The sequence below is a fragment of the Selenomonas ruminantium AC2024 genome (genome assembly GCF_000687995.1).
GTDB lineage: Bacteria > Bacillota > Negativicutes > Selenomonadales > Selenomonadaceae > Selenomonas_A > Selenomonas_A ruminantium_B.
The window spans coordinates 1672427-1688576 of sequence record NZ_JIAC01000001.1; the positions used below are offsets into that span (position 1 = coordinate 1672427).

Sequence of the window (16150 nt, forward strand, 5' to 3'; positions counted from 1 at the left end):
TCAGGGGAGGTATAGTCATGTCAGACAGCGTTAATAATACTAATCAGAATCAGAACAAGAATCAAAATAATAACAAAGATGAACAGTATAAAGCAATTCTTAGCAGGGCGCATGCAGATTCAAAGAAGCTACGTACCATAACGGAGGGGATGGATGTAAGCGGCTTGCGAAAAGTCACTGCAACTAGAAACCATAGAGATAATGATAAAAAGTGATGATTGTTATGCAAATAGGACTTAGTACAGTTTGGTGTTTAAATACTACTGAACAGTTAAAGGTGATAGGACTTCCTGAGGACAAGAGTATCGAGAATGTAGATATTAAATTTTATAAAATAATGATCGTGAGAATAGGATGAGGGGGCTTGATTTGTGTCGAAGATTATTGTGTTTATTCCCGCGTATAATTGTGAAAAGCAATTGCCACGTGTACTAGGCCAATTTGATGAAAATATACTTCGTTATATAGAAGAAATTGTTGTAGTCAATAACCTTAGTACAGACGATACGGAAAGCGTTGCAATAAATTACTCTACTAGCCATCCCCATATACCAATCACTGTTATGACTAATAAAGAGAATTATAATCTAGGTGGCAGCCATAAGGTGGCATTTAATTATGCCATAGAGCATGGTTATGATTATGTGCTCGTCCTGCATGGTGATGATCAAGCTTCTATAAAAGATATTATACCCATAATTGAAGATAGGATTTATAAAAACTATGATGCATTGCTTGGTGCTCGCTTTATGTCAGGGGCAAAGTTGCATGGATACTCATTTTTGAGAAAGTGGGGGAATATTGGATTCAATATTTTATATTCTTTAGTAACGCGTAAAAGAATATATGATTTAGGCTCAGGAATAAATATGTTTTCTATGTCAGCCATGCGTAAAGAGCAATATGAAAAGCTACCAGATAGTCTTGGTTTTAACAATTGCTTGCTTCTGCTCATGTGTTACAGCAAGATGAAGTTGAAATTTTTTCCAATTACTTGGCGTGAAGATGATCAGGTATCAAATTTGAAACTGTGGAATTTTGGCCTGTTTAATTTGCATATTCTTAAAGAATACTTGTTAAATGCAAAACAATTTTTTATGAGCGATATGCGTAGCAAGAAAATAGACTCTTATGATTCGGAAATCGTATATTGCAGAGGGGAGAAGTAAGAAATGAAAATTATGATTACAGGTGCGGCTGGTTTTATTGGCTCTCAGATGGCATACCGTTTTTGGAAAGACGGTAATGAACTGGTTTTAATAGATGATTTTTCTTATGGCAAAGAGGATAATCTGATTTTCCCTGAACATGATTTCAATCCTGAAATAATACGAATGGATGTCAGGAATCGTGAAGGCATAGCAGCATTGATGCGAAATGGCGATATAGATTATGTTTATAACATCGCAGGAATAGCGCCGCTCCCAGATTGTCAGTCTAACCCGCAGGAGGCTATAGAGGTAAATGTCATTGGGTTGGTGAATGTTCTGGAGAATGCCCGTATTTATGGTGTAAAGAAAGTGATTCAGGCAAGCACCAATGCTATGTATGAGAATGATACAAACTTCCCGACTAAAGAAGATTCCTTTGAATTGCCCACGCTTATTTATCCAAATACAAAGTATGCGGCAGAACGTTTTGCTGAATCATTCTGCAAGACGTATGGCATGAATGTAACCTGTCTACGTTTTGCAAATGTTTATGGACCGCATATCGATTGCCTGCGCAAACAGCCTCCTTTGGTTGGCTATATGATTCGTGAACTGTTCTATGGTCGTACACCGACTTTTCATTCTGATGGTAGTCAGAGGCGTGACTATATATATGTAGATGATTTGATTGACCTGGCAATTCGTGTGAGAGAAACAGAAGGCTTTGATTGCGTGAATGTTTCTGCTAATCAGAACTACTCAGTAAATGAGCTCTATAAAATAGCTTGTGAAATTGTAGATAAGGATATTACGCCGGAGTATGCGTCAGACTTGCATTATTGGGATAAATATCCCCAGTTGTTCTCTGGTGTATATAAAATTCGTGAGGAGATATTAAATCACGAGATTAATAAATATACTCTTTCGGATAATTCATATGCCAAGTCAAAATATGGCTGGAGCCCTAAAGTGGATATTCGTGAGGGATTAAAACGTGTTATCGAAAATGAATTTGAACTCTTGAGCAGGCTTTCGTGAGGTACAGATATGGAGAATGGAATTAATTTGATTATGCCTATGGGTGGACGTGGTTCTCGTTTTGGGAAAATGGGCTATGACCAGCCCAAACCTCTGATAGAGATTCAGGGTAAGCCTTTTTTCTACTGGGCGACGCAGTCAATTGCAAAGTTCGTAAATCTCAGCAGTCTGACCTTTGTTGTTCTGCAGGAGCATATAGATAATTTTGCTATAGATAAAGTCATACATGAGTATTATCCACAAGCGGAACTGGTAGTGTTGCCGGATGTCTTGAACGGAGCAGTGCTGACCTGTCTGGAAGGGACTAAGACTATCGCAAATACCCAGCCAATACTTTTCAATGACTGTGACCATATTTTCAAGTGCCGCAATTTCTATGATTTCTGTGACAAGGGAGAATTTACCAAATTGGACGGCGCACTGCTGACTTTTGCATCGGATGACCCAAAGTTTAGCTATGTGGCTTTTGATGAGGCAGGGAATGTCATCCGCACAGTAGAGAAGCAGGTCATCAGCCATGATGCTATCTGCGGGGCTTACTACTTCAGGAATGTAGATATTTTTCGTCAAGCCACGGAAAAATATCTGGATAACTGTTCCTACGAAGAATACTTTGTTAGTGGCGTGTATAACGAGATGGCGGCAGCTGGTCAGACAATCAAGGCTTTTCAGTGTGATATGCACATTCCCTTCGGTACTCCGGAAGAGTATCTGGAGGCAAAAGATGCAAAGAAGTTTGAGGAGTTTAGGTGATGGACTGGAATTATTTTGTTTTGGCAGCCAGTATGCTGCTTCTGGGGCATTTGATTAGGGTGTTGAGGTGGGAGCAGTTCATAGAGGTATATGAGAAGCCTCGGGTGAGAGTCTTACTAAGAGCTGTGGCAGGGGGATTCTTTGTTAATTTCTTCGTGCCTTTCCATATAGGTGATCTTTTCCGTGTTATCTACGCCGGGAGAAAAATGAAGAACGGCATAGCATTTTCTTTGGCAACTGTTATCGTGGAGCGGTATTTGGACATACTGGCAGTAGGGCTGATCTTTATAGTTTCTCTTGCTTCAGGCATGGTGGTATCAGCCTCATGGCAGGGAGCTGCTTTGACATATGCAGGAGTATCAGTGGCCTTGTTCCTGCTGTCAGTTGTCTTGATTAAGTACAGTTATTGGCCCAAGCGTGTGCTTTGGTATCTGGCAGGAATCTTCAACGAATCTATACGGTTGAAACTTTTGCTTGCTTCCTGGTCTGCAGTTTCGTCTTTCAAGGATATGTATAAGACGTTGAACAGATGGAAGTTGTTGTTTCTTACATTAGCAATGTGGGGCGCATATTTGTCCGGCTATACACTATTGGTTTATAGTGTACACCTGGGGGGGGCAAATGTAAAGCTCGAAGAGGTGCTTTACAGTGTATTTGCTACTGGCATGCTGGAGAAATCTTCATTCAATATAGGCATAATATCCTTGGAATTGCTAGCAGGCTTTACTTGTGTACCTTTGGTGGCTTTGGCAGTGCTCTCCTGGCTACCAAAAAAAGCTGGACGTATATACGATCAGATATATCAGGAACCAGACAACTATCTGAACATCCTGCCTCAGATGCGTGAAGAGGATCAGCTTTCTTTTCTCGATCTCTATTTTGCTCATAATAACAGGCAGTATGTGTCTCTTTATCTGCGTATCAATCGGGATATTAGCATCATAAGGGATTATTCTGCTGGCTCCAATGCGACCACCATGTTGTGTACTGACGGTGAGCATACTTTCTTTCGCAAATATGCCTTTGGTGCAGACGGAGACAAACTGGAAGAACAGATAGAATGGTTGGAAGCCCATCAGCAGCAGCTTCCCTTGCCCGCCATTATGCAAAAAGGCTACGAAGATGGCTATTGCTTCTACGATATGCCTTATGACAGCTCAGCAGTAAGCTTGTTTGACTATGTGCATTCCGTACCCACGGAAAAAGCTTGGCACTTGCTCGAAAAAGTGCTGGTCTGTCTGGATGAAAAACTTTATCACCCAACAGCCAGCAAGCCAGAGAATCAGAGTCTGCTTGACCAGTACTTAGATAGCAAGGTTATGAAGAACCTTGACATCATCACAGGAGCGGAAGTATTGCGTAAGCTGACAGCTTACGATGAAATTGTAATCAATGGGCAGTCCTACCACAACCTGTCATATTATGCACGCTTCCTGACCAAAGAATACTTGCGCAAGGTTTTTGCCGAAGATACCTATGCAGACATCCACGGGGATATGACCATCGAGAATATCATCTGTTGCCACAAAAACATGGCCGAGGATGACTTCTACATCATCGACCCTAATACAGGCAATCTCCACAACTCCCCTTATCTTGACTATGGTAAACTTCTGCAGTCCCTCCATGGCAGTTATGAATTTATGATGAAAACCCGTCATGTCCATGTTGATGGTAATCGTATCAACTTCCAGTATACCAAATCCCAGGCCTATGCAAACCTCCTAAAGCGTTATATGGATTTCCTCCAGCAGCGCTATGGAAGAGTGGGACTGCGAAGTATTCTTTATCATGAGATAGTGCATTGGCTTCGTCTGCTGCCCTACAAAATTAGGAAGGACACTGACAGAGCACCAATGTTCTACGCAGGGCTCCTGATGCTTCTGAAAGATATATGCGAGGAATACGATACATGAACAAGAAAGAAAAACTTCTGCTATTTGACCTTGACGGAACACTGTACGATACAAAGGAAGTCAACTACCATGCCTATGCAGCGGCAATGCAGGAGTTGGGTTACACATTGGATCATGATGATTTCTGCAAGCATAGCAATGGCAAGCACTATACAGAATTCCTGCCACAATACGGTGTGAGACGGGAAGATTTCAGCAGGATACATGCTCGTAAGAAAATGTTATATGCTACCTTTCTGGAGAAGGCAAGAGAAAACAGCAGTCTTTTCATGCTGGCAGAAGCCATGAAAGAAAGGGCTTATCTTGCAGTGGTCACGACAGCTTCGCGTCAGAACTGCTTAGACATACTGCAAGCCTTTGGCAGAGAAAAGCTGTTTGATGCTGTATTCACCCATGAAGACGTAACGAAAATGAAGCCCGATCCGGAAGGTTATTTGCAGGCAATGAAACATTTCGGTATTAGTCAAATGGATACAATTATTTTTGAAGATTCAGTCGTAGGAATCCAAGCCGCTGAGGCAGCAGGGGCTGCAGTATTGGTGGTGGATAAGTTCTAGGTGATGAGAGGTTGAAATTTAAATTGAAGATTGGTGTTGACAAAGAAGTAATAGCAGAAAACGCTTCTCAGCAGAGCAGAGCAGAGCAGAGCAGAGCAGAGCAGAGCAGAGCAGAGCATATAGAAGCTTTAAGAATTATAGCAGTACTTATGGTTATTTTTAATCATACTAATGAAAGAGGTTTTTCTAGAGCTTTTGCAGATCCAAATACATTAGGATGGATATGGGATGTTTTTGTGTCTACTGCATGCAAAGCCGGAGTTCCTATTTTTTTTATGATATCTGGCGCGAATTTGATTGGGAAAGATGATTCTATACGGAAATGTTTCTTTAGAGTGCGTAAAATTTTTATAGTCTTATTCTTTTGGTCGATAATATATTATGGCGCTGATGCACAAAGTGTAAATTGGGAATTAATCTCAGATTGGATAAAAAGAATTGTTAGTATGCCCTATTGGCATTTGTGGTATTTGTATGCCTATATCGCTTTTTTGTGTACATTGCCTCTGTTAAGAAAAATTGGTAAAAATATTAACAAGCAAGAATTTCATCTAATCATGGCTATAGGTCTATTGCTTACGTTTGTTATGCCGATAATGGAAACATTTACTATACCTGTTTACGGAGAATTGAAACCACACTGGCTTGTGGCAGCTAATGTCTTGTATCCATTGGTGGGTTTTTATGTTGACAAAAAAATTAACATAGAAGATATTTCTAAGCAACACTTACTGTGCTTATGGATAATAAATGCATGTATGTTTATAATTAGTGGTCTTTGTGAACATTATTTTTTAAAATTCAATCCTGGTAATACTAATGAATTGTTTTTATGCTCAACTGATTTGATTACTGCGATTAATGCTTTTGTTACTGTTAAATATTTATGCTTTAAGAAGTGTTGGCAAATAAAAAAGGGGGCATTGTTTGTAGGGAGATTGGTGTTTGGCATATATTTGATACATATTTTACTGCTGTGGAAGATCCCATTTTTATTAGATGAGTTTTTGAAGATTGAAAAATACAGTAGTTTGGGGATTTTTGCTTCAGTGCTAATAGTTTTTCTTATTGCTGCTGTAATGATTAGTTTGTTAAAACATGTGCCTGTTATAAAAAGAATTGTATAAATATAAGTCTATATTCACAATTAAATACGTGATGTTAATTTGTGAGAGGATAAACTGAATGTAGTTATGATAATGGCTTATTTTTAGGTGAGAAGATGAAAAGTATTATACGACAAGGAACATACTTTACTGTCATTTCTGGTATTGGCTGGTGCATAGATTTCGGTGTGTTCTCACTGCTTGGCATATATGTGGGCATACCTGTGGCATATGCCAATATGCTCAGCTCATTGCCTGCCATAACATTTGTTTTTCTTATGGCTACGCGATATATCTTTGTGCAGCATGATGGAGAAATGAAGATTTGGCAAAAATATCTGGTATATGTCATTTATCAGGCAGTTTTGGTGATAGTAGCTTCGTTTTTGATACAGCATGTATATGACGGACTGAATTCAATCCAGATAGATATTTTATCTGAAGCTGGATTGAAATTGGTCTGCAAGTGTGCGGTGACACCTATTACAATGATGGCAAATTTTGTCTTTATGAAGATTTTAAGTGAAAAAATGTAATTATAGTCACAACATATAGTAATGGTTATGAAAGGAGTTTCTTGATGGTATGAAAATACCTCCATTTATAGTAGCACTAATTGTTTGGGCAATTACTCACTTAACTGGAGTCTCAGAAATGTTTTTTTTAGAGTGGAATGAGATTGCATTAGTGTTTGATGTATTGCAGTTATTATTTATTTGGTTAATATTTGAGTACATACATCACTTGTATGTTCATAAAAATGATATATATTATAAAATCAATATAAAAATATCGATAATATATATGTCGATAGGCTTAGTGTTGTTATTGCTTACCTGGCCTGGAAATTGGGAATGGGATTCTATATTCTGCTTGAGTGAAGCACAGTACTATCGTCTTTTCCCTTGGCAACATTATTTGACCAATTCGTTTTACGTCATATATTTAAAAACGTTGCCTTTTCCGGCAGGTGTGATTTTCTTTCAGTTATTGCTTGCAGCACTTATCAGTGGATATTGTGTAGCAACTGTTGCTAGGATATATTCAATAAAGAATTATTATATTTTAGTACTTCCAATGTTAGCTCCGCCACTTTTGGCGTATATTCTTTCTGGATTTAGGATGGGGTTGTATAGCTATTTAGAACTTGGGTTGGTTATGCAATTGCTTGATTTATACAAAAGCAAATCTGTATCTAATACGCAGATATTGGCACTTTGCCTTACTGGAATTATTGTAGCATCGTGGAGAACTGAAGCTATTTTATACATATTGTTCATTCCCAAAATACTTCTATTTGTAAGTAGAAAAGGGGGATTGTCTGTAAGAATATTTATGCTTGCATCAGTGGTTATTATAGTAGGGACATTGCTAAGTAATTCCTATAATAATAAGCTGAATGATCCGCAAGGGACTAACGGATATAATCGCTATGCCCTGACAGCAATGGTTGAACCTGCAAGTAAACTAACCATGAAAGCGTTGGATAATGGCGATGAGGTTGAGGTTAACCTAGTGGGAAGAGTATTCAACTTGGAATATGTTGACCAGCATCGCGATCTTTCGGGAGAACGGATTTTTTGGGATGGTGGCATCCGTGACGGATATAATAAAGAAGATTTTTATGCTTTCGTAGATGGGTATAAAAAGCTTGCTCTAAAATATCCGGTTGTAACACTTAAATCTATGGGAAAAGTTTTCATTGACTCAATTGGACTGCCAGGGAAAGACGGTAGAATTGCACAAAGGATTAATATTGAATGGGATATACGAAATGATGAAAATTGGAATAAATTGATAAAAGCACCTTTGAGAACGCCATGGAATGATAAGCTAAGGACATCAACCTTAAAAACAATAAGAGGAAGAGGCGTTTTGGCAGTCCTTACTTGGAATACCTTAATTCCTTTTATGATGGGATTAATGGCTTTGATTATACTGTTTAAGAAGAAACAATGGCTCCTAGTTGCTTTGTTATGTATGGTATTAATTAAGATTCCTATCGTATTTATAACTGCAAGTGCACCGTATCTTATGTATTATTTATCAGTTTGTTTAGTTTCGACTTTTTTCTTTGTTACAATTGCTGTAAAGATTTATGAAATAAAAAAGACAGGAGGATTCTCTAATGTATGATTATCTAATTGTTGGTAGTGGATTATTTGGCTCTGTATTTGCACATGAGGCAGCGCTGAAGGGCAAATCTGTTCTGGTTGTGGAACGTCGTGAGCATGTGGGTGGCAATATTTATTGTGAGGAAAAAGAGGGGATAAATATTCATAAATATGGTGCCCATATTTTCCATACTTCTTATAAGAATGTATGGGAATACGTAAATCAGTTTGTGGAGTTTAATCAGTATGTGAACTCTCCTGTGGCAAACTACAAAGGTGAACTTTACAATCTTCCGTTCAATATGAATACATTCACGAAGCTTTGGGGAGTAGTGACTCCACACGAAGCTGCTGATAAGATTGCGCAGCAGCGTACTGCAATTAAAGGTGAGCCCCATAATCTGGAAGAACAGGCTATTTCCCTTGTGGGGACGGATATCTATACGAAACTGATTAAAGGATATACGGAAAAACAGTGGGGACGTAGCTGTACAGAGCTGCCAGCATTTATTATCAAGCGTTTACCAGTGCGTTATACCTTCGATAATAATTACTTCAATGACCGCTATCAGGGTATCCCCATTGGTGGCTATAACAAACTCATTGAGGGATTGTTGGAAGGGATTGAAGTGCGTACTGGTGTTGATTACAACATGTCTCGTGCTGAATTGGATGGTTTGGCCAAGAAAATTATCTATACAGGTCCTGTAGATGCTTATTTTGATTACAAATTGGGACAATTGGAATATCGGGGCTTGAAGTTTGAGACCGAGCGCTTGGAGGAAGTTAATCATCAGGGCGTGGCTGTTATGAATTATACAGAACATGATATTCCCTATACTCGTGTGATAGAACATAAGCATTTCGAGTTCGGAACTCAGCCTGTGACTTATGTTACCAGAGAGTATCCAGCTGATTGGAAGCCGGGAGAGGAAGCATACTACCCTGTAAATAACGAAAAAAATCAAAGTCTGTATCAAAAATATGCGGAACTGGCTCAGCAGGAAAAGAATGTCATCTTTGGCGGCCGACTGGCTGAATATAAATACTATGACATGGATGATGTAATAAAAAGTGCACTGGAATGCGCGGCAAGGGAGTTGTAAAAGTGGGAATTAAAAAGGTTAGAAAAGCTGTTATACCTGCAGCTGGATATGGTACACGTTTTTTACCGGCGACCAAAGCGACACCTAAGGAAATGTTGCCCATTGTAGATAAGCCCACAATTCAGTATATCGTTGAAGAAGCTTTGGAAAGTGGTATCGAAGATATTTTAATCATTAGCGGTCATGCAAAACGTGCTATCGAAGACCATTTTGATTCATCACCGGCACTCGAAATTGAACTTGAGAAAAAACATAAGCTGGAATTATTGGAAATTGTTAGAGAGACAGCAGATATCAATATCCATTACATCAGGCAGAAAAGTATGAAGGGGCTTGGAGATGCCATTCTCTATGCGAAATCTTTTATGGGAGATGAACCTTTTGCAGTCCTGCTGGGGGATGATGTGGTGTATAATCCTCAAAAACCAGCATTGAAGCAGCTTATAGATGTGTATGAACGATATGGCGGAACGGTATTGGGCTGTCAAAAGGTCTCTATGGACAGAGTATCTTCTTATGGGATAGTAGATGGTATAGAAGTAAGCAGTTCAAAATTACTAAAAGTAAATAGTATGATAGAGAAGCCTAAAAGAGAGGAAGCTCCCAGTAATATGGCTGTATTGGGGCGTTATGTTATTTCACCCGCTATATTTGAAATTCTTGAGAAGACTCCCGCAGGGAGAGGGGGGGAAATACAATTAACAGATGCATTATGTACCTTGGCGTCTATTGAGCCTGTATATGCGTATGATTTCGAAGGCATTCGCTATGATGTTGGAGACAAATTGGGATTTTTGAAGGCAACTGTTGAATATGGATTGCGAAGAAATGATTTGGGAAATGATTTTCGGGAATATCTTCGAGGTTTACTAAATGATAAAATTTAAGGTAATTGCCCGCTTGGAATGGCAATGAGTGTGCAGGTCGGTTAGCCTGGAAGATAAAAGGAGTGCTGCATTATGTCGATTCTCGTTTGCGGTGGAGCTGGTTATATTGGTTCCCATGCTGTTCATCAATTAGTGGCCAAGGGGGAAGATGTGGTCATTGTGGATAACCTCCAGACTGGTCATCGGGATGCCTTGCATCCTCAGGCAAAGTTTTATGAAGGCGATATCCGTGATGCTTGCGTATTGGACCAGATTTTTGCGGAAAATAAGATCGAAGCGGTGATTCATTTTGCGGCCAATTCCCTGGTGGGGGAAAGTATGGAAAAGCCGCTGAAATACTTCAACAACAACGTTTACGGTATGCAAGTGCTGTTAGAGGCCATGGTTCGCCATCAGGTGGATAAAATCGTCTTTTCCTCTACGGCGGCTGTGTACGGAGAGCCCAAGAAGATTCCCATCATGGAGGATGATGAAACCTGTCCCACCAATACTTATGGAGAAAGCAAGCTCACCATGGAAAAGATGATGAAGTGGGTGAGCCAAGCTGATGGGATTCGTTATGTCTCCTTGCGCTATTTCAATGCTGCCGGGGCACTGGATGATGGTTCTATTGGGGAGGATCATCACCCGGAAACCCATCTCATTCCGTTGATATTGCAGGTTCCTTTGGGGAAACGTGACCATATTACCGTTTTTGGTGATGATTACGCTACTCCTGATGGCACCTGCCTGCGGGATTACATTCATGTAATTGATTTGGCTGATGCTCATGTGCTTGCGCTGGAATACCTGCGTCGGGATGGGGAAAGCAATATCTTCAACTTGGGCAATGGTCAGGGATTCTCCGTAAAGGAGATGATTGAAGCAGCTAAGGAAACCACTGGTCGCGACATCAAGGTGGAAATGGGCCAGCGCCGGGCAGGTGATCCTGCCCAGTTGATTGCTTCCAGCGACAAAGCAAGAAAAATCTTGGGTTGGAAGCCTCGCTATACGGATGTAAAACAGGTTATTGGCACTGCCTGGATCTGGCATCAGAAACATCCTAATGGATACGAAAAATAATTCAGAAGAATTGGTACGGGAAAACGGAGGATTTGTTAGCAACGATTCGCGCATAATCTTTGTTTGAGGCGTTAGGGCTAGAATCTTGCCTATATGAAGGAAAAATGTTAAGGTTATAAGGAATACTTCACGAATGGTGGTTTTGAATCCATGCTGACAGCCAATGTCTTTGTCAATATTCCCGTAAAGAGCATAGCTAAGGCGTATACCTACAGCGTGCCAGCCGAGCTTTCCTATCTGGAAGCAGGCTGGCGCGTTTTTGTGCCCTTTGGCGGGCGCAAGGTGGAAGGCTTTATTGTGTCTGTGGCGGAAAAAACAGCAGCAGAGCTCGGGAATATGGCCGGCAAACTCAAACCCATTGAAGCAGCCGTGGACGAGGAGCCGTGGTTTTCGCCCAAAATGCTGCAGGCTGCGCAATGGCTCGCGGATTTTTACCTGTGCTCACTGGCAGAGATGATGCGGCTCTTTATGCCCGGGAAAAGCGGCATCAAGATAACGGTCATCTATCAATCGGTGCCGGAACAGGCAAATCATCTACTGCTCGCCATGCCTGCGTACCGGGCTGTTTATGACTGCCTGTCAGCTAGTGAAGGCTTGAGCCGCGGGGAAATCGGCAAGGCTCTGTCGGACTATAAAACGGATTTGCCCCAGATTTTGGATAAGCTCTGCCAGTATGGAATTCTCTCTAAGGAATATCAGGCAGGCAAGCGGGAAAAAGCCCGCTATGAAAAATTTGCCCAGCTGATTGCCGAGGTTACGCCGGAACTGCTAGCGGAGTTCAAGCGCAAGAAGGCCCAGCAGCATTTGCTGGAGATGCTGTCGGCAGCGGAGCAGGGACAGATGGCTTTTGCCGCGTTAAAGGAACAGAAGATTACAACTGCTACCATCCATAATTTGGCCGAAGCCGGGCTTATCCAAATCCATCAGCGGCGGGTACTCAGGGACAGTTACAAAGATACGGAATTGACATGTCAACCGCAAATAAATTTGACCATTGACCAGAATAAGGCCATTGATGCTATGACGCCGTTCCTCAACGAAGCGAAACATCACGGTTTCCTGCTCAAGGGGGTTACGGGCAGTGGTAAGACGCAGGTCTATATCGAAATGGCTAAAAAGGCTCGGGCCTTGGGGCGTCAGGTAGTGGTGCTGGTGCCGGAAATCGCCTTGACTGGTCAGGTGGTGCTGGCCTTTAAGGCGTATTTCCCGGATGACATTGTAGTAATGCACAGCCGCCTGTCCCTGTCCGAGCGCAATGATGCAGTGGTGCGGGTACGCCGCGGAGAAGCTGGTATCGTTATCGGTGCCCGGTCAGCGCTCTTTACGCCGCTGGATAATATCGGCCTGATTATCATGGACGAGGAGCAGGATATGTCCTATAAGCAGGACGAATCGCCCCGTTATCATGCCAAGGTCGTGGCAGAGGAACTGGCAAAAATCCATCAGGCGGTACTGCTGTTGGGCAGTGCTACACCTTCACTGGAAAGCTATTACCGCACCCAACAGGGCGAGCTGACACTGCTGACCATGCCTAAGCGCATTGGCGATATGCCTTTGCCTGTGGTGCAATGCGTGGATATGCGGCAGGAACTCAGAATGGGAAACCGTCATATTCTCTCTCGTCCCTTGCAGCTGTTGATTGAACAGACTATGGGCAAGGGGCAGCAGATTATCATCATGCTGAATCGGCGGGGATTTTCGACTTTTGTCATGTGCCGTTCCTGCGGGGAAGTCATCAAGTGTAAGCTCTGTGGCCTGCCCTTGGTCTATCATAAGAACGGCAAACTGTCCTGCCATCACTGCGATGTGACGGAGCCGGTACCCGATGTCTGCCCGAAATGCAGCAGCCGCTATATCAAATACTTCGGCTCCGGCACGGAGAAGCTGGAACAGGAACTTCATCAGATTGTGCCCTCAGCCCGCGTTATTCGCATGGACAGGGACACGACCAATACGAAATTTGCTCATCAGGAGATTCTGCAGAAGTTCCGCGATAAACAATACGATATCCTCTTGGGCACGCAGATGGTGGCCAAGGGACACGATATTCCCGATGTGACGGCGGTGGGCATTATCAGTGCTGATTCCAGTCTGAACTTGCCGGACTTCCGCGCGGCAGAGCGCTGCTTTATGCTGATTACCCAGACGGCAGGACGGGCAGGGCGCCATGAACATCAGGGCAGAGTGGTGATTCAGACATACAATCCGGAACATTATGCCGTGACCTGCGGCATTGCCCAGGATTACGAGGGCTTTTACGAGCAAGAAATGAAAATGCGGCAGGGCTTGTTTTATCCGCCCTTTAGCCGCTTGGTCAAACTGTTGTTCCAACACGAAGATGAAAATACCGCCAAGGGCAATGCCAAAGGATTAGTAACGGATTTTAACGAACACTTCGACGGCATAAAGGGCCAGCAGATTATTGGCCCGTCCCCGGCGGTAATCGCCAGATTACGCGGTATCTACCGCTTTGTCGTGCTGATTAAGACAACCGATTTGCCAGTCGTGCAGGCCTTCCTGCGGGAACAGAATCTGCACTTGCGGGCGGATGTAGCGATTGACATTGACCCGATTGCCATGCTGTGAGTTGGGAAGGGAATACGGTATATAATTTTCGGGGATTATACAAAGAGACGCGCCAGTGCTGTAATGCACTGACGCGTCTCTTTGCGTCATCCGTCTGGGCCCAAGAGTAGTCGAGGCGTTCCTAATGGCTCTGCATAAATATAGCGGCTGCGTCCAGCGCTGTCTAATTAGCAGCTTCATTCATAGCCAGTTCCTTGGTGTTCTTCATAACATAGACTTTAATTCGGTAAGGCGATGTTCGGTAAGCCCTGTCTTTTCGCTAATTTCAGCTAACGGTTTATTCTCTTTTATCATTTTTATCGCTGTAATCATATTGCTTTCGCCTTCATTTTTACCTTCTTCAATCCAGGCATCTTTATCGGACTCATAGTCCATGATGGCCATTTCGCGATTCAGGTAGTCGAGGCGTTCCTGCCGGTTCTGCATAAATATAGCGGCTGCGTCCAGCGCAGTCTGAATAGCAGCTTCATTCATAGCCAGTTCCTCCATTTCTTTGGCATCCAGTTTGTTGGAGAAGTAAGCCAGCCAGCGCTCCACACTGGTCATTTCGCTGACGGGCTTTTTCTGGAACTTGGGGACTTCGAGGAAATGCAGTTCCATATCTTCGTTTAAGCGGCGGCCGGTTTTCTGGTTGTAAATGCTGTACATGGAGTGCGCCGGTTCGCCGGGGAAAATCGTGTAGCGCAGGATGTTGATGGTGATGGACGGTTTCAAATTCTGATACTTTCCACCCTTGGCGAGGTTCATCAGATACATCTGCGACCAGTAGTAAAGGGTGCGGCGTTCCATGTTTTTCTTGTCCACAATCTGGACTTCCACATCAATCTGCGTGCCGTTCTCGGTGACGCAGAAAATGTCCAAACGAGTGAGTTTGTCGTCATCATAGAGGGGGACAATTTCGCTGTTTTGGAATTGAATGTCCTTTATGGCCTTGGCCTCATGTCGGTCAAGGACAGCGTTGAGAAAATCGATGGTGACCTGTTTCCGCTCATCCTTACCGAAAATGAACTTGAACAGGACATCGTTCATGGGATTGTATTTTTTGTTGGCAATATCGTTCTCGATAGCCTGCTTAATCAGGTCTTTTGGGGTATGTCATGGTAACCGCGCTCCTTTGGGTTTCTAATTGGATTATACCATGAAACGGGATATTTTTCAGCAAATTTCTGGTGTAAGAGCCTTGCATTTGACCGGTCAACTCCAATATAATAAATGGCAGTGGTAGTAAATTTAAAGAGTATAGTACAATCCTAGGTATACTTGAGATTATCGATTGCTTATCTTTGGGAATGCTTGGTGGCGCTAATAATAAAAGAACAATAAAATATAAATTTTAGTTATATGTGAGCAAAAAGGAATATATAAATAATGAGTATAATTGAAGTGGAGACGTTAAAGCAGTTGCGGGATAAGCTCAAAAAAGCGGGCGGTTGACTGGTTAGATTGACCGGTCAGCCTTCCTCCGTCCTTTTACATCGAACAACTTCGACCTTTTAGTATGATTCTTTTTGTGCTATAATATCGAAGTATGTTTTTACGCTAACAACTAACATCTATGGATGGTGAGAAAATGAAAGTTACCAAAGAAGATTTGCAAAATGTAGCGGTTCTTTCCCGTTTGGCAATTCCTGCCGACCAGGAGGACAAGTACATTGACCAGATGGATAAAATCCTGACCTATATGGACAATCTGTCCGAGCTGGATACGGAAAATGTTAAGCCGACCACTTACGCCCTGCCCATGCAGAACGTGTTCCGCAAGGACGAAGTGAAAGCATCCCTTGACCGTGAGGCAGCGCTCGCGAATGCTCCGCTCAAGGAAGACGGCTACTTCAAAGTACCGAAGGTTCTGGAAGACTAAGGCAGGAGGATTA

15 protein-coding genes are annotated in these 16150 nt (G+C 42.3%); 14 read left to right on the forward strand and 1 reads right to left on the reverse strand.

Annotated elements, in window-relative coordinates; translation table 11 throughout:
- Positions 1 to 17: 17 nt before the first annotated feature.
- The 13 genes from P157_RS0107870 to priA all read left to right on the forward strand — a co-directional run bounded on the left by P157_RS0107870 (position 18) and on the right by priA (position 14276).
- Complete coding sequence (locus tag P157_RS0107870; RefSeq protein WP_026760515.1) at positions 18 to 215, forward strand: hypothetical protein; 198 nt, start codon at positions 18 to 20, stop codon at positions 213 to 215.
- A gap of 156 nt (positions 216 to 371) precedes the next feature.
- A complete protein-coding gene (locus tag P157_RS0107880) occupies positions 372 to 1169 on the forward strand; it encodes a glycosyltransferase family 2 protein (protein WP_026760516.1) in 798 nt (265 codons plus the stop codon).
- A 3-nt stretch (positions 1170 to 1172) separates the two neighbouring features.
- Entirely contained in the window at positions 1173 to 2189 is a 1017-nt protein-coding gene (locus P157_RS0107885) for an NAD-dependent epimerase/dehydratase family protein (RefSeq protein WP_026760517.1), read from the forward strand.
- Positions 2190 to 2198: 9 nt separating this feature from the next.
- Positions 2199 to 2942, forward strand: a complete 744-nt coding sequence (locus P157_RS0107890) for a glycosyltransferase family 2 protein (protein WP_026760518.1) — start codon at positions 2199 to 2201, stop codon at positions 2940 to 2942.
- Positions 2942 to 4858 carry a lysylphosphatidylglycerol synthase transmembrane domain-containing protein gene (locus P157_RS0107895; RefSeq protein ID WP_037368231.1) on the forward strand — a complete coding sequence of 639 codons (1917 nt, stop codon included), beginning with the start codon at positions 2942 to 2944 and terminating at the stop codon, positions 4856 to 4858. Before P157_RS0107890 ends, P157_RS0107895 begins: the two co-directional genes overlap by 1 nt.
- Positions 4855 to 5415: an HAD family hydrolase gene (locus P157_RS0107900; protein ID WP_037368233.1), complete on the forward strand. Its 561-nt coding sequence runs from the start codon at positions 4855 to 4857 to the stop codon at positions 5413 to 5415. Before P157_RS0107895 ends, P157_RS0107900 begins: the two co-directional genes overlap by 4 nt.
- A gap of 11 nt (positions 5416 to 5426) precedes the next feature.
- On the forward strand, positions 5427 to 6542 hold the full coding sequence (locus tag P157_RS0107905; protein ID WP_026760521.1) for an acyltransferase: 1116 nt from the start codon (positions 5427 to 5429) through the stop codon (positions 6540 to 6542).
- Positions 6543 to 6637: 95 nt separating this feature from the next.
- The gene (locus P157_RS0107910; protein ID WP_026760522.1) at positions 6638 to 7057 is read left to right on the forward strand and encodes a GtrA family protein; all 420 of its coding nucleotides are present in this window, start codon (positions 6638 to 6640) and stop codon (positions 7055 to 7057) included.
- 49 nt (positions 7058 to 7106) lie between these two features.
- The gene (locus P157_RS0107915) at positions 7107 to 8657 is read left to right on the forward strand and encodes a hypothetical protein (protein WP_026760523.1); all 1551 of its coding nucleotides are present in this window, start codon (positions 7107 to 7109) and stop codon (positions 8655 to 8657) included.
- On the forward strand, positions 8650 to 9741 hold the full coding sequence (glf, locus tag P157_RS0107920; protein ID WP_026760524.1) for a UDP-galactopyranose mutase: 1092 nt from the start codon (positions 8650 to 8652) through the stop codon (positions 9739 to 9741). Before P157_RS0107915 ends, glf begins: the two co-directional genes overlap by 8 nt.
- Positions 9742 to 9749: 8 nt before the next feature.
- Positions 9750 to 10628, forward strand: a complete 879-nt coding sequence (gene galU / locus P157_RS0107925) for a UTP--glucose-1-phosphate uridylyltransferase GalU (RefSeq protein ID WP_026760525.1) — start codon at positions 9750 to 9752, stop codon at positions 10626 to 10628.
- 72 nt (positions 10629 to 10700) lie between these two features.
- Positions 10701 to 11690, forward strand: a complete 990-nt coding sequence (gene galE / locus P157_RS0107930) for a UDP-glucose 4-epimerase GalE (RefSeq protein WP_026760526.1) — start codon at positions 10701 to 10703, stop codon at positions 11688 to 11690.
- A gap of 150 nt (positions 11691 to 11840) precedes the next feature.
- A complete protein-coding gene (gene priA / locus P157_RS0107935; protein WP_026760527.1) occupies positions 11841 to 14276 on the forward strand; it encodes a primosomal protein N' in 2436 nt (811 codons plus the stop codon).
- Between the two features lie 204 nt (positions 14277 to 14480).
- On the opposite strand, the gene P157_RS0107940 is transcribed toward priA, so the two are convergent.
- Positions 14481 to 15305, reverse strand: a complete 825-nt coding sequence (locus tag P157_RS0107940; protein WP_051598548.1) for an Rpn family recombination-promoting nuclease/putative transposase — start codon at positions 15303 to 15305, stop codon at positions 14481 to 14483.
- Positions 15306 to 15846: 541 nt separating this feature from the next.
- Here P157_RS0107940 and gatC point away from each other — a divergent pair.
- Positions 15847 to 16137, forward strand: a complete 291-nt coding sequence (gene gatC, locus P157_RS0107945; protein WP_026760529.1) for an Asp-tRNA(Asn)/Glu-tRNA(Gln) amidotransferase subunit GatC — start codon at positions 15847 to 15849, stop codon at positions 16135 to 16137.
- Positions 16138 to 16150: the final 13 nt, after the last annotated feature.